This window comes from Streptomyces sp. NRRL S-37 (assembly GCF_000721605.1).
Lineage (GTDB): Bacteria > Actinomycetota > Actinomycetes > Streptomycetales > Streptomycetaceae > Streptomyces.
Genome location: NZ_JOIZ01000045.1, coordinates 1 through 18,166 on the forward strand (window position 1 = coordinate 1; position 18,166 = coordinate 18,166).

13 protein-coding genes and 2 pseudogenes are annotated in these 18,166 nt (G+C 68.2%); 6 read left to right on the plus strand and 9 right to left on the minus strand.

The annotated features are described in order from the left end of the window. The 3 genes from IH50_RS43000 to IH50_RS0136105 all read right to left on the minus strand — a co-directional run. Positions 1-1,251: condensation domain-containing protein (locus IH50_RS43000; protein ID WP_234328324.1), on the minus strand; the 1,251-nt coding region annotated here is incomplete at its 3' end. Beyond that, entirely contained in the window at positions 1,142-4,330 is a 3,189-nt protein-coding gene (locus IH50_RS0136100) for an amino acid adenylation domain-containing protein (protein ID WP_158801409.1), read from the minus strand. The genes IH50_RS43000 and IH50_RS0136100, both read right to left, overlap by 110 nt. Positions 4,331-4,604: 274 nt before the next feature. Then, positions 4,605-4,817 carry an MbtH family protein gene (locus tag IH50_RS0136105; protein WP_030872517.1) on the minus strand — a complete coding sequence of 71 codons (213 nt, stop codon included), beginning with the start codon at positions 4,815-4,817 and terminating at the stop codon, positions 4,605-4,607. 480 nt (positions 4,818-5,297) lie between these two features. Here IH50_RS0136105 and IH50_RS0136110 point away from each other — a divergent pair, with 480 nt between their 5' ends. Continuing rightward, positions 5,298-6,497, plus strand: coding sequence for a cytochrome P450 (locus tag IH50_RS0136110; RefSeq protein ID WP_030872520.1), 1,200 nt, complete (start codon positions 5,298-5,300; stop codon positions 6,495-6,497). 93 nt (positions 6,498-6,590) lie between these two features. Here the strand turns inward: IH50_RS0136110 and dpgC are convergent, their stop codons facing one another. From dpgC to IH50_RS0136135, 5 genes are all read right to left on the minus strand, one after another. Then, positions 6,591-7,937: a (3,5-dihydroxyphenyl)acetyl-CoA 1,2-dioxygenase DpgC gene (gene dpgC / locus IH50_RS0136115; RefSeq protein WP_051767591.1), complete on the minus strand. Its 1,347-nt coding sequence runs from the start codon at positions 7,935-7,937 to the stop codon at positions 6,591-6,593. Beyond that, on the minus strand, positions 7,934-8,632 hold the full coding sequence (gene dpgB, locus IH50_RS0136120; RefSeq protein WP_037873537.1) for an enoyl-CoA-hydratase DpgB: 699 nt from the start codon (positions 8,630-8,632) through the stop codon (positions 7,934-7,936). The genes dpgC and dpgB overlap by 4 nt, the downstream gene beginning before the upstream one ends. A 23-nt stretch (positions 8,633-8,655) precedes the next feature. After that, on the minus strand, positions 8,656-9,807 hold the full coding sequence (gene dpgA / locus IH50_RS0136125) for a 3,5-dihydroxyphenylacetyl-CoA synthase DpgA (protein ID WP_030872529.1): 1,152 nt from the start codon (positions 9,805-9,807) through the stop codon (positions 8,656-8,658). 106 nt (positions 9,808-9,913) lie between these two features. Then, a complete protein-coding gene (locus IH50_RS0136130) occupies positions 9,914-11,221 on the minus strand; it encodes a PLP-dependent aminotransferase family protein (RefSeq protein WP_037873527.1) in 1,308 nt (435 codons plus the stop codon). A gap of 76 nt (positions 11,222-11,297) precedes the next feature. Next, a complete protein-coding gene (locus tag IH50_RS0136135; protein ID WP_030872533.1) occupies positions 11,298-12,884 on the minus strand; it encodes an MBL fold metallo-hydrolase in 1,587 nt (528 codons plus the stop codon). A gap of 208 nt (positions 12,885-13,092) precedes the next feature. Here IH50_RS0136135 and dpgD point away from each other — a divergent pair, with 208 nt between their 5' ends. The 5 genes and pseudogenes from dpgD to IH50_RS0136160 form a co-directional block, all read left to right on the plus strand. Next, complete coding sequence (dpgD, locus tag IH50_RS0136140; protein WP_324617168.1) at positions 13,093-14,085, plus strand: enoyl-CoA-hydratase DpgD; 993 nt, start codon at positions 13,093-13,095, stop codon at positions 14,083-14,085. A gap of 348 nt (positions 14,086-14,433) precedes the next feature. Further along, positions 14,434-14,670, plus strand: a complete 237-nt coding sequence (locus tag IH50_RS0136145) for an acyl carrier protein (RefSeq protein WP_030872538.1) — start codon at positions 14,434-14,436, stop codon at positions 14,668-14,670. 26 nt (positions 14,671-14,696) lie between these two features. After that, positions 14,697-15,911: a beta-ketoacyl-[acyl-carrier-protein] synthase family protein gene (locus IH50_RS0136150; protein ID WP_324617169.1), complete on the plus strand. Its 1,215-nt coding sequence runs from the start codon at positions 14,697-14,699 to the stop codon at positions 15,909-15,911. A gap of 32 nt (positions 15,912-15,943) precedes the next feature. Next, entirely contained in the window at positions 15,944-16,996 is a 1,053-nt protein-coding gene (locus IH50_RS0136155) for a MupA/Atu3671 family FMN-dependent luciferase-like monooxygenase (RefSeq protein WP_037873529.1), read from the plus strand. 199 nt (positions 16,997-17,195) lie between these two features. After that, positions 17,196-17,768: pseudogene (locus tag IH50_RS0136160) on the plus strand (transposase); the annotation flags it as partial. Between the two features lie 172 nt (positions 17,769-17,940). Here the strand turns inward: IH50_RS0136160 and IH50_RS43005 are convergent. Beyond that, positions 17,941-18,166, minus strand: a pseudogene (locus IH50_RS43005) (hypothetical protein); the annotation flags it as partial.

The following is an 18,166-nucleotide window of genomic DNA, read 5'->3' on the forward strand; positions in this document are numbered from 1 at the left end:
ACCGTCCAAAGCCCCCTCCAACGCCGTCACCAGGCTCTCCACAGCCGTGACCACCAACACCGCCACCGCCTCCGGATCAACCGGAGCAACCGCGTCGACGACCAGGGTGATCTTGGTGCCGTCGTCGTCGACGGCGACGGACAGCGGGTAGTTGGTCCGCTCCCGGAAGAACGCCAGCTCGACCCCGTCGAAGAGATCAGTGGTCTCACGGTTGAGGCCGTTGTTCGGGCGGTAGTTGAGCATCGAGGTGAACAGGGGGGTGTCCCCCGCCACACCGCTGGCCTGCTGCGCCAGCGCCAGCGGCGCGTGCTCGTGCTCCAGCAGACCCACCAGCTGGTCGCGCATGGCCGCGACCGCCGAAAGAGCGGTGGTCTCCTCCATCCGCATCCGCACCGGAAGGGTGTTGATGAACGGGCCCGCCACCCGGTCCACGCCGGCACCGGAGTTCATGCGCCCGGACAGGACGGTTCCGAACACCACGTCGTCCCGGCCGCTCACCGTCGCCAGCACACGCGCCCACGCCACGTGGAAGACGGTCGCGGCCGTCGCTCCCAGGCGACGGGCCACCCCACGGATCCGCTCGGTCAGCTCCGGTGGCAGGCCGACAAGTTCCTCGGCCGAGTCCATGCCGTCCTTGCGCGCGTCCATCAGGCCGTACGGCGCGGTGGGCTCGTCGACGTCACCGAGCAGGTCGGCGAAGAAGCGCTCGTGCTTCCCGCTCTCTATCTCGGCACGTGCTCGTACGGCCAGTCCGCGGAACGGCAGGGGCTCCGGAAGTTCCGCGCCGCGCCCGGTGAGAAGGGCCTCCACCTCGCCGATGAGGATCTCCAGCGCTGTGTGGTCCTCGATGATGTGGTGCAGGCGCATCAGTGCCAGCCACCGGTCACCACCGGGTTCCGCGGCGACGTGGACCCGGACCAGAGGGGCCTGTCTCAGGTCCATGGACCGACCGCCCCTGGCCAGGAGCTCTTGCACGGGGTCCGCTGCCCGTGCGTCCAACCCGACTTCCTCGACCGGCAGTTGGACCTGCCGCTGGACCACCTGCACGGGTACTCGAAGGCCCTCCCACACCACTGAGGTGCGGAAGACGTCGTGCCGTTCGACCACTGTCCGCAGTGCGCGCACGAATGCGTCCAGACGCTCACGTGAGTCGAACCGCATCGCCGTCGACGTCACGTAGGCGTCCTCGCCGCCGTCGGCGAGGAGGTGATGGAAGAGCAGACCCTCCTGGAGCGGGGTGAGGGGGTAGATGTCGGCGACGTTCGCCGCGCCGCCCTCGACGGTGGCGACGACCCGCTCGACCTCCTCGGCGGTCAGGTCCACCAGCGGCAGCATCTCTGTCGTCGACACCGACTCCGTCCACGCCGAGGACCTCGGCGAACGCGGCGCACAGGATCTCTTCGCGGACCGTGGCGGGACCACGGCCGGAACCGGTCGCGTACTCGGGAGCCGGCAGGGCCTTGCGGTCCAGCTTCCCGTTCGGGGTCAGCGGCAGCGCCTCGAGGATCACCACCGCCGACGGAACCATGTAGTGGGGCAGGGACTCGACGGCGGTGTCCCGTACCGCGTCGGCGAGGGCAGCGTGGTCGGACTCCTGGTCGGTGGGCACGACGTACGCCACCAGGCGCTTGTCACCGGGAACGTCTTCGCGTACGACGACCGCGGCCCGGTCGACTGCCGCGTGCGCGGCGGCAACGGCCTCGATCTCTCCCAGCTCGATCCGGAAGCCGCGCACCTTCACCTGGTCGTCCGCGCGCCCGATGAACTCGAGGGCGCCCTCCGCCGTCCAGCGGACCAGGTCTCCGGTGCGGTACATCCGCTCGCCCGGCCCGCCGAACGGGCAGGCCACGAAGCGCTCCACCGTCAGCCCCGCCCGGCCCAGGTAGCCACGGGCCAGGCCCGCGCCGGCGATGAACAGCTCGCCCGGCACTCCGGCGGGTACCGGAGCCAGCGTCCCGTCCAGGACGTAGACCTGCGTGTTCCCGATCGGGGCACCGATCGACGACACCCCGCCGGAGGCCGTTCCGACCTCCGCGGCGGTGGACCAGATGGTGGTTTCGGTCGGGCCGTACAGATTGGTCACCGACGCCGTGCACGCCATCAGACGGCGCGCCAGGTCGCCCGGCAGCGCCTCGCCGCCGACCAGCGCGCGCACCCCGGCCAGAACGTCCGTGTCACCGGACTCGGACAGCAGGGCGTGCCACAGACTCGGCGTGGCCTGGACCACCGTCGCCCCGGACGACCGCATCAGCGCGCGCAGCTCCCGCGGGTCGCGTACGGCGTTCGACGTCGCGAGGATGACGCGTGCGCCGTTCAGCAGCGGCAGGTAGAGCTCCAGTCCGGCGATGTCGAAGCCGATCGTGGTGACGGCGAGCAGCCGGTCGTCCTCGGCCAGCGCGAAGCGCCGCTGCATGGAGTCCAGGAAGTTCACCAGGGACCGGTGCTCGACCACCACGCCCTTGGGGCGGCCGGTGGACCCCGAGGTGTAGATCACGTACGCCGGGTGTGCCGGGGCCGGCCGCCCGGCCACGGCCAAGGGCCCGTTGCCGAGTCCTGCCATCTCGGCGATGACCGTCGGATCGTCCAGCGCGACCACCGGCACGGCGCCGGCCGTTTTCTGGAAGTCCTCCAGGCGGCCGGTCAGCCCCGTGGCCGTGAGGACAGCCGCCACGCCTGCGTCGGTCAGGGTGAACGCGATGCGCTCGGCGGGGTACTCCGGGTCGACCGGCAGATACGCGGCCCCCGCTTTCCACACGCCGAGGAGCGCCACCACGAGATCGACACCGCGGTCGAGACACACCGAGACCACGGACTCCGGGCCTACGCCTCGGCCGGCCAGCAGCCGCGCCAGGCGGTTCGCACGCGCATCCAGTTCCGCGTACGACACCTCGGATCCCTCGCACGCCACCGCGATCGCATCCGGCGTGCGCGCCACCTGCGCCTCGAACAGCTCGGGAAGCGAAGACACCGGCCCGTCAACCGCCGTGTCGTTCCAGTCCACGAGCACCCGCCGCCGCTCGGCCTCGTCCATCAGGTCGGTCCGCCCGACAGGTTCCGTGGCGGGTACGGCGATGAGCCCGCGCACGACGTGCAGGAAGCGTCGCAGCACGTCGGCGGTGGACGCCGCGTCGTGGAGGTTCGGGTTCGCGTCGACGTTGACCTGAAGGCCGGAGCGGTCGTAGACGTCGATCCGGACGCCGTCGACGGGGCCGGTCGCGAGGTTGTGCGCGGTGACGGGAAGATCACCGAAGTGCAGGTCGTAGTCGAACGCCATGACGTTGATGTGCAGACCGCACAGGACACGGTCGACCATCTTCAGGTCGCGGAGGATCTCCTCGTGGCGGTAGCGCCCGTGGCGCAGGCCTTCGCGGACCGCGCGGGAGGTCTGCCGGACCACGTCGGCCACCGTGGTCCAGGGGTCGAAGGTGACGCGGATCGGAAGGACGTTGGAGGTCATGCCGGGGACGCCGGCCTCGCGGTGGCCCGACCGTCCTCGGACGAAGACGCCGATGACCACGTCACGGGCTCCGGTGACCCGGTGTTCGTAGACGGCCGCAGCGGAGATCAGCAGGCCGGCGAGGTTGGTCTTCAGTCCGCGCGCGGCCGCCTTCAGGGCTGCGGCCTCGTGCTCACCGAGGCCGTCCGCGGCGCGGACGGGGGCATGCTGGGCGCGTCGGCCTGCGCGAGCGGTGCCGGCGAGGGTGTCGTCGGACAGGCCGGCGAGAGCGTCGTTCCAGTACTGCCGGTCCTGCTCGATCTCGGGGGACGAGCGATAGGCGCGTTCGCCGTCGAGGAGTACGGAGAGCGGCTCGAGGGCGCCCTCGGTCAGGTCCCGGTCCTGGAGGAGAGCCGTGTAGATCTCGGCGCCTCGGGCGGCGAGCACCGCGGCGCCCATGCCGTCCATGGCGAGCTGGTGAACTCGGGCGTACCAGAAGTGCAGGTTCTCGTCCAGCTTGATGACGGCCTGGGAGGACAGCGGGCCACCGACGAGATCCATCGGCCGGCGCAGGTCGGCGTGCATCCACTGCTCAGCCGCCGCGCGCGGGTCCGGCTCGCCGCTCAGGTCGACGACCTGGACGGGGTAGTCCCGCTCGTCGTGCACGTATTGCCGAGGGGTTCCGTCGATGACGCGGATGCGCAGGCGGAGACTCTCGGCCTCCTGGAGCCGGCGCCGTGCGGCTTCCACCAGGAGTTCCAGCTTCGCCGTGCCGCGGATCTCCAGGTATTCCGCGGTGTGGAAGCCGCGGTTGTCGGGAGCGACCTGCTGCGCGTACCACACCGCCAGCTGACCAGCCATCAGTTCCCGGAGCTCAGCCTCGGATGTAGCCATTCCCGCATACTCCAATCGGTTCGCGTCATCGACTGGAGCAGCAGGGCCCGCCTTCCTCAGGGCGTACCGCATTACCGCCCAGCCCTCTGGGTCAAGGCTCGAGCCTGGCGGTTACCGCTGGATCTGCGTCCTGGCCAGGCACTTGGGGGGCCGACGGGACCGTCACGACCTCGCCGGGAGCGAAAGACGGAGCGTGGTGCTCCGGTCGAACTGCCGACGGCTCACGCCCGGGACCGGTTGGGCGCCGGTCCCGGGGGCCGTAGCCCGTGAGGGACTACTTGCCTTCCATGGCCGCGATCAGGCTCTTGGGGCGCATGTCGGTCCAGGACTTCTCGACGTAGTCGAGGCACTCCTGGCGCGGAGCCTCGCCGAATACCTTCTCCCAGCCGTCGGGTACGTCGACGAACACCGGCCAGAGCGAGTGCTGGCCCTCTTCGTTCACAAGGACCAGGTAGTTGGCATCGGGATCGTCGAACGGATTCGTCATCACGTTGTCCTCTCTGGGCAATGACATGGACGCATGGTCGGCGGGTTTTCACCAACCACATTTCCGGCCGGCCGACGCTTATAGGGCGGCTGCTTGCCGCGCCGAAGGGCGCGGTCCCGGAATCCACCTGCCGCCACGCCACCTCACGGGACATCACGACTCACGGTGGTGATCCACTATGGCTCAGAGCCATGCCGTTGCTCAACGCCTCGAACATTCAGGGCAGACACACCCTGCGACCTGCGACTGCGTGGTTTGGACGGGTAGTTCAACTGTGGTCTTGCGGCAGTTGAACAGCCGAGGGCCGACGATCTTGACGACTTGCGAAAGCTCGTGACAGCGTGGCATCCGCCTGAAGGAATATCATCCGCGCCGCTGTCGAGAAAACACACTCGCTCACCACTTCCCGGCGCATTCCCGACTCCTCGATCGCACATTCATTTCCGTTCCGAGGATCAAGAAGACCTGTGAGGCGCCCGCATGCGCAGTGAGCCGGCCGAGCAGCCGGAAATCAACCTGGTGGACCCCGAACTCTATTCTCATGGCGACCCGTTCGTGCAGTGGCGATGGCTGCGCGACAACGAGCCCATGTACTGGCATCCGCCCACAGAGCTCCCAGGCTTCTGGGCACTGACACGGTACGAAGACGTGCGCACGGCCTATCGGGACTCGGAGACCTTCAGCTCGGCGCAGGGAATCCTGCTGCGGCCGACCGACCACGGTGCCGATCCCGGCGGCGGGCGCACCCTTGCCCTCACCGATGCGCCCCGGCACCGCCAGCTACGCGCTCTGGTCGACTCGTGGTTCGCGGTGCGGTCGGTGCGCGAGCTCGAGGCCGAGATGAACGACGTGGCGCGCACCGTGGTCGACGCCGCCCTGGAGCGCGGCGACTGCGACTTCGTGGCAGACATCGCCGCACGCGTCCCGCTGTACGTGATCTGCAAGATGATGGGGGTTCCGGAGTCCGACTGGGAGCATCTCCACACCCTGACGAGCCGGGCTTTCGGCGCCGGTGACCCGGCCGCCCGCAGGTTCGCCCACCTGGAGATCCTGGGCTACTTCGAGGAACTGCAGGCGGAGAAGGCGGCCGATCCGACCGACGACCTGGTGAGCGTGCTGGCCACAGGCAGCATCGACGGGGAACCCCTCGACGCCGAGGACATCATCCTCAACTGCAACAACCTGCTCGTCGGCGGCACCGAGAACACGCGCATCGCCGCCGCCGGAGGCATGCTGGCGCTGCTGGACCACCCCGAGCAGTGGCAACGTCTCTCGGAGGACCCGGCGCTGCTGCAGCCGGCCGTCGAGGAGATCCTCCGCTGGACCTCCACCGCCACGCACATCATGCGTACGGCGAGGCGGCCGGTGGAGATCCACGGTCGCCAGGTCGAGGTCGGCGACCGGGTCACCTTCTGGCTGCCCTCGGCCAACCGCGACGAGCGGGTCTTCGAGGACGCGGACCGGTTCGACATCACGCGGAAGCCCAACCGGCACCTCGCCCTGGGCTTCGGTGAGCACTTCTGTCTCGGCAGCATGCTGGCCAAGGTCGAACTGCGCCTGCTGTACGCGGAGTTGCTGAACCGTTCGATCCGGGTGGAACTCGACGGCGAGCCGAAGCTGCTGGATTCGATCGTGGTGAACGGGCCGGACCGGATGCCCGTCAAGCTGACCGCGGCGTGAGTGTCTCCCTCCCACGGCCGGCCGCCCTCCGCTCAAGCGACCGCCCCGGTTCCCTGTCGGGAACCGGGGCGGTCACGGCTGTCATCAGTGTGGTCACTTCTCCTGGACGGGCGTGTGCGAACCGGTCGTCGAGGCCGTGGAGAAACGTCCGACCTTGTCGATCACGTCGGCGCTGTACAGGCGCAGCGACTGCTGAAGGGCGAATTCGGCCATGTACTGGCGGAACGACTCCAGCGGCTCCTCGGCGAAGTTGAGCATCCGCCGGTTGGCGAGGACCGCGGACCCCTGGAAGCGTTCGACGGCGCGCTCCACGGCCGCATCCAGGTCGCCGTGGTCATGGACCTCGTCGATCAGCAGCCGGGCGTCGGGTTCGCGAGCGAAGATGCGCCTGCCCTCCAGGATGATCTGGCGGGAGAGACGGGGGCCGACCGCCCGCGTCAGGCGGTAGTTGGCGACTCCGGGGATGATCCCCTCCTGCGCGGCGGGCAGGGAGAGGTAGGCGTCCGCGGCGGCGATCACATGGTCGAAGGCGAACAGCAGCTGGCAGCCGCCGCCGATCGCGAAGGCGTCGACCACGCCGATCCATGGCTTCTCGATGGTGCGGGACCGCCAGGCCGAGTCGTCGTCGGTGAGGACGCCGCGCACCAGCTTGTGTATGTAGCCGAGCTCACGGCGCAGCAGGAAGTCGGTCAGGGAGATGCCGCCGCGGTGCAGCGTCTTCAGGTTGATGCCCGCGCTGAAGACGCGTCGCCCCTGGTAGCGGGGGTGGGTCATCTCGCCTCCGCGGACCAGGCCGACTTCCACGGCCGGGTCCAGGAGGGCGAGGTCGACGGCGGTCTCCATGTCGTCGACCTGCTGGTTGTCCTCCGCGTTCAGCGAGTCCTCGCGGCACAGGGTGAGGCGGGCCACGGTCCCGGTGCGTTCCACACGTACGGAGGCGAGTTCGGCTTTGCCGGTGCGGCTGAACTCGGGGAGCAGCTCCAGGGCTCGAGGGGTGGGGCGCAGCATCGCGTCGAGCAGGTGCGGCCCTGCCTGCGGGGAGCGCAGGACGTGCTGCAGGAAGATGCCTTGGTCGACCTCGAGACCCTCCTTGTGGGCCTGCGGACGGGCCCGCTCGTCGGCCAGTTGTTCGTCGGTCGGCACGAGGCCGGGGAAGGCCGCTGCGGTGGCGTGGGCGAGTTCCGTCACCCGCAGGTGCCGGGTGCGGCCCGAGGTGAGTTCGTCGTAGACGGCGTCCACGTGGGCCATGAGGAACGTGGCGCGCAGCGTGCGGGTGGCGTCGATCACCGCTCGGGCGTCGGCATGCTGCTCCGGTGAACGGTGCTCCGGTGCGGGCAGCGCACGCAGAACGTCGTCAGTGTGCCGCGCCGCCCGGGCGATGACCGTACGGGCGTGGTCCAGCCCTGCCCGTACGGCGCGTAGGTCGTCGGCGAACGTCACGCCGCCACCTCCTTTGCGGATCGCCGCAGGGTGAGGTCGCAGGCCGCCAGATGGCTGCCGAGGGCCTCTTCGAATCCCGTGTTGGCGGCGTCGAACATCAGCTGGCGGCGGATCGCGAGGTCGCTGCCGGCGAGGCCGGTGGTGCGCCCGGTGATTCTGGCCAGGCTGCCCGCGACGTCGTCGCTGACCTCGTCGATCAGATGCAGACCCAGCGCTTCGGTGGCCTCGATGGGGACGCCGAAGAGCAGGGCCCGGCGGATCGCCGCGGTGCTCGCCGAGTGGTTGGCGAGCCGGTACAGGGCCATGCCCGGCCACAGGGTGCCGTCGGCCGTGGGCATCGTCAGCCGGACGGATCCGGTGGCGATGCGGTAGTCGGTGGCAAGCAGCGCGTCGAGGGCGAGACCGCCGCACTCACCGTCGGCGACCGCGAGGGTGGCGGCGGGCAGGCGCTCCAGCCTCCGCAGCGCGCGCTCCCACTTGTTGACCCGGGCCAGCGTCAGGGCGTCGGTCCATGGTGCGGCCGGGGCGCCGGAGACGTGGACGGTCACATGGCCCCGTCCGCCGCCGTCCTCCGTCCGGTCGCAGATGGCGGTGACAGCCGCGAGGATGTCGTCCGACAGGGGCTTGGTTCCATCGATCCGCAGGACCAGGTCGTCGGCCTCGGGCCGCGCGTCGTTCTCGGAGATAGTGTTCATGACACCGTTCATCTGCTCGTTGTTCACCACTGCACCAGCGCTGTCTCGATCGTCGAGCCGGGGCCCATGGTCATCAGAACGCCGTAGTCGCCGGACTGGGCAGCCCCTTCCTGGAGCAGCCGTTCGTAGGAGAACAGGAATGATCCGCTCGACAGGTTTCCGTAGTCGCGCAGCACCCCGGTGGTGTGCCGTACGTCGTGGCGGGTGAGGCCGAGATTGACGCGGACCGCGTCGATGACCTTCTTGCCGCCGGAGTGGACCAGCCAGTGACTGATCTCGCTGCGGCGCAGTCCGGCACCGTTCAGGAGGCGGTCGACGACCTGTTCTGCGTTGGCGCCGACCACGTAGGGGACATGGGGGTCCAGATAGAAGCTGAACTTCCCCTGCTCGTCGTCCCAGTCGTACCGCATGGCGCCGATGGCGTCGGGGATCAGGTGGCTGGCGAAACCCAGGATCCGGGGCCCGCCAGGGCCGGCGGGCACGTCGGCCGGGGCGTAGGAGGTGTCGGGGGCGTCGGCCATCAGGACGATGGCGGCGGCACCGTCGCCGAAGAGACTGTTCACGACGGCGGTGCGCAGGGTGTCGTCGATGACGTAGGCGGCCGAGCAGGCTTCCGTGCACAGCATGACGGCTGCCTTGCCGGGGTTGCTCATGGCCCAACTCGCCGTCGCGTTGAGAGCGTTGAGCCCGGCGTTGCAGCCCATGCCGACGACGTCGACCCGGCTGGTCCTCGTCGGGATGCCCAGCTCGCGGATGAGGTGGGCGCTCAGGCCGGGAGTGAGGAAGCCGGTAGTGGTGGTGCAGCAGAGGTAGTCGACGTCGGTGACGTCGAGCCCGACGTTGTCCAGCGCGGCGCGTACGGCGCGGCCGCCCATGTCGAGGGCGAGGGCTTTGTGCTTGGCGAGGAGCTCTCCCTGGGCCTCGCTGCTCAGGGCGCCGTCGGCGTCCCGTGGCGGAAGAGTGAGGAAGCGGCGTTCGATCGCGCTGTTGAGGAACACCGAGCGGACCTTGGGGTCCGTGATGGCGAAGAGGTCGAGCACCTCACGCTGTGTGTAGGAGTGCTCGGTGGTGGCGGTGGCGACGCCGGCGATCCGGGCGGCGCCGAGGGACTTGCCACGACCGGGGTCCACGGCGTCCAGGACGCCGGTGCCGGGGCTGGTCAGGTCGATGGTCATCGATACTTCCACCCCCACATACGGGGCTTACTGCGGTTGCGGGACTGCGCTGCCAACACCCTGATCCCTTTCCGGTGGACGGTGGACACGGACGGTGGGGCGCGGGTCAGCCGCGCCCCGAAGCCTCGGCCCTGATGAAGCGCGCGAGCCGGGCGATGCCCTCGACGATGTCGTCGTGGGTGAGATAACTGATCGAAAGCCGGAGACTGTGCTCTCCGCCGTTCCGAGGATGGAAGTAGGACATGGGGGTCCAGATGACACCGTGCTCCTCCGCGGAGCGCACCAGTGCCGCGTTGTCGGCGGGGAAGGGGACGTCGAGGCCGAGGAAGAATCCGCCGCCGGGCTCGTTCCAGCGCACGCCCAGTGCCGCCCGGTCCCGCTCGGGGAAGTGTGCGCCGAGCTCCCTGAGCACGGCCTTCATGGCGGCGCCGTAGTGGGCGGAGGTCTCCACGTTGAGTTCTGACGGCCTTCCGTCAGCGGCGAGCAGCATGCCGCCCACGGCGGCCTGGGCCAGTGGGGAGGTGTTCACCGTGACCATGCTCTTGAGTCTGGTGAGCTCGTCGGCCAGCACGCCCGCGTTCCCGTGGCGGTCGACGACGGGCTGGTCAGCGACCACGAATCCCACCCGGGCGCCGGGGAACAGGGTCTTGGAGTAGGAGCCGAGGTGGACGACGCGCCGATCACGGTCGAGGGACTTGAGAGTCGGCAGCTGCCGTCCGGGGCTGACGAGCCGGTAGGGGCTGTCCTCCAGCAGGAGAATGTCCTCGCGGGCGGCCAGTTCCAGCAGCGCGTGCCGTTCTTGCAGCGGCATGGTGCTGCCCGACGGATTGGCATGGTCGGGCATCACATAGAACACGCGAGGACGCCTGCCACGAGCGCGCTCCGCCGTGAGCGCCGCCTCCAGGTCCGCGCAGTGGAAGCCGTCGGCCCGCTCCAGGACGGGGGTCGGCTCGACGCCGAGCACGCGGGCCGCACCGGTGATTCCGGGGTAGCAGGGGCTGGACACCAGCAGTACGTCCGCGGGCGTCGGAATGAGTGCGCGCAGAGCGAGGAACATCGCTTCCTGGCAACCCACCGTGACCACGACGGCCTCGGACGGCACGTGGATGTTCTCGTCCTTGCCCAACGAGTCGGCGATCAGTCCGCGGATGCGGCCGCTGGTCGGGCCGTACTGGAAAAGGGCGTCCCGGACCTCGGCGGGCGAGGCCCCCTGCTCGTGCAGATGCCGCAGGTACCGGCGGATGTGGGTGAAGATCTGCTCAACGTCGAAGAAGCCGTCGTACGGGCGTCCCGGAGCGAACGAGATCGTCTCGGGATAGCGGTGAGTGATCTCGTTCAGAAAGTTCATGGTGTCGAGCACCGGGTCGGAGACGCTGGTGTGCAGCTCCTCCTTCTTCAGCCGGGTCGCGGCCACGGGAGTGCCTCCCAGGAGGAGGGCGACCGGTCCGGTCGCCCTCCTCGGTCGTAGGGACGGGTGGAACGGCGTCCGACTACCAGCGCCATTCCTGCTGGCCGTACAGGTGGCCGGCCTTGATGTCGCGCTCCTTGCACCAGGTCATGAACTCTTCGATCTGCTTGATCTGGTACGTGTCCTCGTTGTACGTCGTCGCCATGACGTGACCGAGCCAGGGCTCCTCACCCATGGCGTACACATACGCCTCACGGGCACCGAGCTCTGTCATGATGGCGGCGGCCTGCTCCGCGTTCGAGCCCGACAGCTTCCGGGACGAACTCATCTTCCTGGAGATCGGAATGGTCAGCAGCGCCTTGTACAGCCACGTCAGCGGCGCTCCGTCGCACTCCATGCCGAGGAACGCGATGTCGGCCGTTCCCAGGTGCTCCTTGATGTAGCGGTACAGCGTCGGGTCGATCCCGGAGGAGTCGGCGCCGATGTAGACCTTCTTGCCGGCGAGTTCCGCCCAGTACGTCGACTTGGCACGGATGTCGAGGTCGCAGTGCTCGCCCAGGAACGGCGTGGCCGTGACCTTGCCGCCCGGGAACTCGACCTCGTCGAAGTCGTCGACCTCGATGACCGGGAAGCCCTGGTGCTTGAGCATCAGCGCCATGGACGGGTCGCAGAGGTTGCCACGAGAGGAACGCGGCACCACGACGGCGCCCACGCGCCCGCGCAGCTGGAGCATCGTCTCGAGAACGATGTGGTCCTGGTGCCCGTGTGTGATCAGCACCAGGTCGATGAAGTCCGGCAGGTCGTCCAGGGTGTACCGGTCGCCGGCCGTGCTGTCGGCGCTGATGAACGGGTCGGTCACGATCGCGGCTTCGGGCGTCTGCAGCACCAGGCACGCGTGCCCGAAGTAGCGGATGCGGCCACCCGACTCGATGTGCCGGTCCGGCGACAGGCTCGGTCGGTCGGACAGCAGCCCCGACAGCTGCTTCGCCTGCGTGTCGTCGAGCTCCAGCGCCTCTCGCAGCTGCGCCAGGGTCGTCGGATTCACGCGTGCCTTGAACAGCTGCTCGAGGCCCTCGTGCCGGAACGGCAGCGGCAGTTCGAGCACGTCCGGCGACGGCAACCGCGGGGTGCTCAGAATGAAGGGACGCTCGTAACCCGGCTCGAGGGACAGCTGCACCGACTGGCGCGCTTCGCTGTAGAGGCCGGCGTTCTTGTAGACCAGCGGCTCCATGAAGCGCATCTGCGCCTGGTTGTCCGTGTCGTACGCCAGCTCCACCAGGCCGTTGAGCTCGGTCGGCAGCTTCGGGTACAGCGGCGTCAGGTCGAACCCGGTCGCATTGGTCCTGAGGATCTCCTGCCCCGCGGAGATCGCCTGGGCGAAGGCCAGCATTTCGGCCCGGTCCCGCTTGATGGCCGCCAGCAGGTCACGCACCTCGTCGGCGCGCTCCTCCGGGATATTGATGAAATAACCGCCACGGAGCTCCGGGTTGTTGCTCGCGGCAACGTGGACCTTGGGAGACTGCAAATACGATTCAAGCAGCGGCACTTGCAGGAAAGCCAGATTCATCGCTGCCTGGACGGGCGCCAGTGTGTGCGGCCAGGCGAAGAATCTGTCGACCAGCGGCTCCACTATGGCCTTGGAACGCAGAAACAGCGGTTCGTCCGACATCTGCCCACCTCTCCTCGAGATTCCACGGGATGGTTCGCCCCGGGCAGTGCGAAATGCCAGCACCTGCCGGCGGAACACTGGGCCACGGAGACCACAGAGGAAGCACGGAAGCCGGACCTGTCGGCACGCCGCGTCCCGCAGACCACCCGAGCGCTACAAGCAGCACTATGGCGGGAGCACCGGAGATGATCAATACGCCAGGAAGTGCTTGAACAGTGTCCGGCAGGGTTCAAGTGCGGCAACGCGCCAGTTGAACACGGTCGTTCTTGCCCATTGCGAAGCGGAGGCGGTAATGATGACCTGCGTTTTCTCCTTCTTACACAAAGTCATGCGCACATCGATCCGGATCTCCAATGCTTCATTCGCACACGGGAAAAAAGGGGGTGTCGGATCGGTGGCCGACGCAGAAGGGCCCGAGGTTCTGTATGAGAAGAAGGGTCATGTCGCCTACGTGACGCTCAACCGGCCCGCGGTGCTCAACGCGATGAATCTGCGGACCCATGAGCAGCTGGCCGATGTCTGGGACGACGTCGAGGCCGATGACGAGGTGCGGCTCGTCGTGCTGACGGGTGCGGGCGACAGGTCCTTCTCCGTCGGGCAGGACCTGCGGGAGCGGGCCGAGCTGGACCGGCAGGGGGTGCCCGCGTCGACGTTCGGCAGCCGTGGTCAGCCGGGCTGGCCCCGTCTGACCGAGCGGTTCGCCCTGTCCAAACCGGTCGTCGCCCGCGTGAACGGCTACGCACTCGGCGGGGGCTTCGAACTCGCCCTGGCCTGCGATCTCATCATCGCCTCCGACCACTCGGTCTTCGCCCTCCCCGAGGTGACCCTCGGCCTTGTGCCAGGCGCCGGAGGGGCGTTCCGGCTGGCACGGCAGATTCCCCTCAAGACCGCGATGGGCTACCTGCTGACCGGCCGCCGGATGAGTGCGTCCGAGGCGCTGCGCCTCGGCCTGGTGAACGAGGTGGTGCCGGAGGAAGATCTCGACGCCGCCGTCGCGGCATGGACCGACGCTCTGCAGCGCAGCGCTCCCCTGGCCTTGCGTGCCGTCAAGGAAGCCGTGATGCGCTCCCTGGACATGCCACTGCCCGAAGCCTTCACCACACCGTTCACCTGGGAACAGCGCCGCAGGCACAGCGCGGATGCCGTCGAAGGCCCGCGGGCGTTCGCGGAGCGCCGCGAACCCGTCTGGAGCGGGCGATGAGCAGGGGCGAACAGCCGGCGCTCCCGTCGGCCCGTGTGTCTCGGCGTTCAACTGCGTGGTCGCGGCAGTTGGCCTCCGTGTCCCGTGGGGATTTGACATCCCCGCCGTCCGCGGTGGAGTCCGGCGCACCGCAAGCTTGATCGCCGTCGGCGTTACGGATACTTTCCTCGTCGGCGGCGCGGTCCTGATTCATATTTCCCGACGCGCCGGCCGCCGGCGGACTGAAACCCGGCAACCGCCCCGCGCTTGCCGCCTTCAGTGCGCCGAACTCACCTGGGTATGGACCGCACCGATCCGGCAACAGCGGACAGCCGTGAATTCATATATCTGAGTGAGAGGAACACACCCATGTACGTCGAGTACCTCACGACGCTCCTCAACACCGTCTACAAGGTTCCCGGGACGATCGATCCGGAGAAGTCGTTCCTGGAGCTCGAGGTGGACTCGCTCTCTCTGGCCGAGCTCAGTGCACACCTGGAGGACGAACTCGACGTGCCCGTCGACGAGGAGCAGCTCAGCGCCGCGACCACCGTGGCCGAACTGGCCGCGCTCCTGGAAGCTCACGGCGCGGTCATACCGGCATGAGATCCGACCGATCCAGACCTCCGGCTGTGGTGATCACCGGTATCGGAATGGTCACACCCGCAGGCGTCGACACGGCCACCTCCTGGGAGACGACCTGCGAGGGGCAGCCGACAGGCTCCACCGATCCCAGGCTCACGGGCGCCCCCGTGGACTTCGGCTGCCCTGTCACCGGATTCGACTCGGACAGGCTGATCGGTGTCGAGGCCCGCCGCATGGATCCCTTCACGCAGTACGCCCTCGCCGCGGCCCGCGAGGCATACGCCGACGCCCAACTGGCCGGCAGCCAGGCGGACCCCGCCAGAACCGGGGTTCTGCTGGGCACCGGCGTCGCCGGCCTCGGCACCTGGCAGGAACAGGGCGAGCGGCTGCACACCAGGGGGGCACGCGCGGTCAACCCCCTCACCATCCCGAAGGCCATCGGCAACATCGCCGCCGCCACCGTGTCCATGGAGTTCGGCCTGCACGGCCCCTCACTCAGCCTGGCCACCGCCTGTTCCACCGGTACCTCGGCGTTGGGCCTCGCCCTCGACCAACTCCGCGCGGGTCGTTGCGACGTGGTCCTGGCCGGCGGCACCGAGGCCACGATCTCGCCCCTGGTGTCGATCGCGTTCGATCGGCTGAAGGCGCTCTCCCGACGCCGTGACGCCCCAGAGCTCGCCTCCCGGCCATTCGACCAGGATCGCGACGGTTTCGTGCTCGGAGAGGGCGCCGCCGTGCTCGTCCTGGAACGCGCGGCACATGCCAGGGCGCGAGGGCGAAGCGCCTACGCACAGGTGCTGGGCTACGGTGAATCCTCGGACGCCCACCACCTCACCGCGCCCCGACCCGATGGCCAGGGCGCTCAGCTCGCTCTGGAGAAGGCTCTCGACGACGCCGCGGTGCGCCCTGCGGACGTCATGCTCGTCAACGCTCACGCGACCAGCACGCCCCAGGGCGACGCCATCGAGGCCCGTGTCATCGAGCGCCTCTTCGGGCAGCGAGCGGCGGTCACCTCCACCAAGGGCGTGACGGGCCATATGCTCGGCGCAGCCGGGGCGGTCGAGGCAGCGTTCACCGCTCTGTCCATCAAACACGGTGTCGTCCCACCCACCGCCAATTTCCAGGCCGCGGGTGCCGACATCCCCGAGATCGACATTGTCCACGGTGCTTCCAGGCATACGCCTGTGTCTGTCGCCGTCAGCAACTCCTTCGGCTTCGGAGGACACAATGCAGTCATCGTTCTGGGGAGTGCCGACACATAAAGCATCGCCAATAGATCCGGATTGGATTAGTCGTGGAATTCAGCCTGCTGTACTTTGCGAACCGTGAAGCGAAGGATCCCCCCCAGGAGTACGAACTACTGATCAAGACTGCCGAATTCGCCGACGCGAACGGTTTCGCGGCGCTCTGGATTCCGGAAAGGCATTTCCACCCCTTCGGCGGGGCGTACCCGAACCCCGCACTTGCCGCCGCCGCGCTCGCGAGCAGAACTCGCAACGTCAGGCTACGAGCAGGCAGCGTGGTCCTGCCGCTGCACGATCCGCTGACGGTGGTCGAGGACTGGTCCTTCGTCGACAACCTTTCCTACGGCCGAGTCGATCTGGCCTTCGCCTCGGGATGGAATCCGAACGACTTCGTACTGGCTCCGGACCGGTACGCGAACCGTAGGGAATACACGTTCGACGCGATCGAGACGGTCAAGGACCTGTGGGCCGGCAAGACGGTGCTGCGGGAGAACGGGGAAGGCACTCCCACCGAGACGCTGTCCTACCCCCGCCCCGTCCAGCCGCAACTGGACCTGTGGTTCACCTGTACCTCCAGCAGGCAGTCCTTCACCCAGGCGGGTGCGCGCGGCCTGAACGTCCTCACGGCTCTGCTCTTCCAGACCCCGGAGGAACTGACCGAGAACATCAGGCACTACAGAACTGCCCGGCGAGAGCACGGTCACGATCCTGCCTCAGGAAAAGTAACACTGATGCTGCACACTTTCGCTGGAGAGAGCGACAGCACGGTGAGAAGGACCGTACGCAAACCGTTCATCAACTACCTCCTCTCCTCCATCGACCTGTGGAAGGGGCAATGGCCGGAACTCCAAGAAGGAGATCCGGAACACCTGGCCAGACTGGCTTTCCAGCGCTACTTCCTCACCTCGGCCCTGTTCGGCTCGGTCGAAAAGTGCACCGCATTCGCCGAGCGCCTTGAGGCTGCCGGCGTGGACGAAGTTGCCTCACTGGTAGATTTCGGCGTCGACGGCATGGAGGTACTCGCCGCACTTCCTTATCTCGACCAGGTGCGGCGTAACCTCGTCAGAAGTACGGATACGCCCCCCACGCTGGAGGGCGTCTGAAAAGCCTCTCAGTGAGCCTCTTTCATCCTGTGCTGGCGGGTGAAATGGGCTGGTCAACGGGTGCGGTGACGAGGCAGGGCCCCTCGTCGTTGGCGTGGTGATCCCACTCAACACACAGGCGGCCGAAGAGGGCCCTGTCGGTTCCTCACCCTGCCACGCTCGACGTCCCGCTTGAGCTCGTCGAGCATGTGGTCACGTCCGCTCGGCCGGTGTCCAGCGGCAGCACTCCGGCACCGCCGGACGCACCGAGAACAGCCAGATCGGCGTGTTCCTCGCCTACGCCACCAGCCGCGGACGCACCCTGATCGACCGCAGGTTGTATCTGCCCACCTCCTGGACGGACGACCGGGACCGCTGCCGTCGGGCGGGCATCGACGACACGGTCGGCTTCACCACGAAGGTGGCCATGGCCAAAGCGATGGTCCGCCGCGAGGACCGCCGGCACTGGGGTCTCGCCCGCCGCAGCGTCAGCAGGCCCGAGGAGATCTCCTACTCCATCGCCTACTGCCCCGCCGGCACCACCCTGGACGAGCTGATCCGCATCGCGGGCAGCCGCTGGGCGGTCGAGGAATGCTTCCAGACCGCCAAGCAGGAATGCGGCCTGGACGACTACCAGGTCCGCCGCTATCCCGGCTGGCACCGCCACATGACCCTGGCCATGGCCACCCACGCCTGCCTGACCGTCCTGCGCGCCCGCCAGTTGGATACGGACAAAGCAGAAACGGATCCTCCTAGCTCATCCACCTCAGCCTCGCCGAGATACGACGGCTGATCACCCGACTCACCGACCGCCGGCCCACCCCGGTCGACCACATCCTGCACTGGTCGACCTGGCGACGACGACGTCAGCACCAGGCCCGCGTCAGTCACTACAAGCGACGCGGACACAGTCCCTGAACTGGTCAGCAATCAGCACAAGCACCGTTGCAGTATTAGACCGTGTCCTACGTGGTGAGGCGGATGAGTCGCTTGTAGCAGCACAGGGCGGCGGCGAGGCCGAGAAAGGCCAGGTAGTTGCGGGGATCGCGTTCGTAGCGAGGGCTCAAGCGGCGGTAGCCGGACAGCCACGACGTTGGGTCGGCCGCACGGTGAGGTTCCTGCCGTGGCAGGTCCTGTTCCGCGCGGCCTCCCGCCGAACCGGACATGACGGTTTCCCGGTCATCCGGCTCT

Bases quoted from the DNA above. Each gene is read 5' to 3' on its own strand.
- IH50_RS0136100 (WP_158801409.1), bottom strand. From the start codon at position 4,330: ATGGCTACATCCGAGGCTGAGCTCCGGGAACTGATGGCTGGTCAGCTG.
- IH50_RS0136105 (WP_030872517.1), bottom strand. From the start codon at position 4,817: ATGACGAATCCGTTCGACGATCCCGATGCCAACTACCTGGTCCTTGTG.
- IH50_RS0136110 (WP_030872520.1), top strand. From the start codon at position 5,298: ATGCGCAGTGAGCCGGCCGAGCAGCCGGAAATCAACCTGGTGGACCCC.
- dpgB (WP_037873537.1), bottom strand. From the start codon at position 8,632: ATGAACACTATCTCCGAGAACGACGCGCGGCCCGAGGCCGACGACCTG.
- dpgA (WP_030872529.1), bottom strand. From the start codon at position 9,807: ATGACCATCGACCTGACCAGCCCCGGCACCGGCGTCCTGGACGCCGTG.
- IH50_RS0136135 (WP_030872533.1), bottom strand. From the start codon at position 12,884: ATGTCGGACGAACCGCTGTTTCTGCGTTCCAAGGCCATAGTGGAGCCG.
- IH50_RS0136145 (WP_030872538.1), top strand. From the start codon at position 14,434: ATGTACGTCGAGTACCTCACGACGCTCCTCAACACCGTCTACAAGGTT.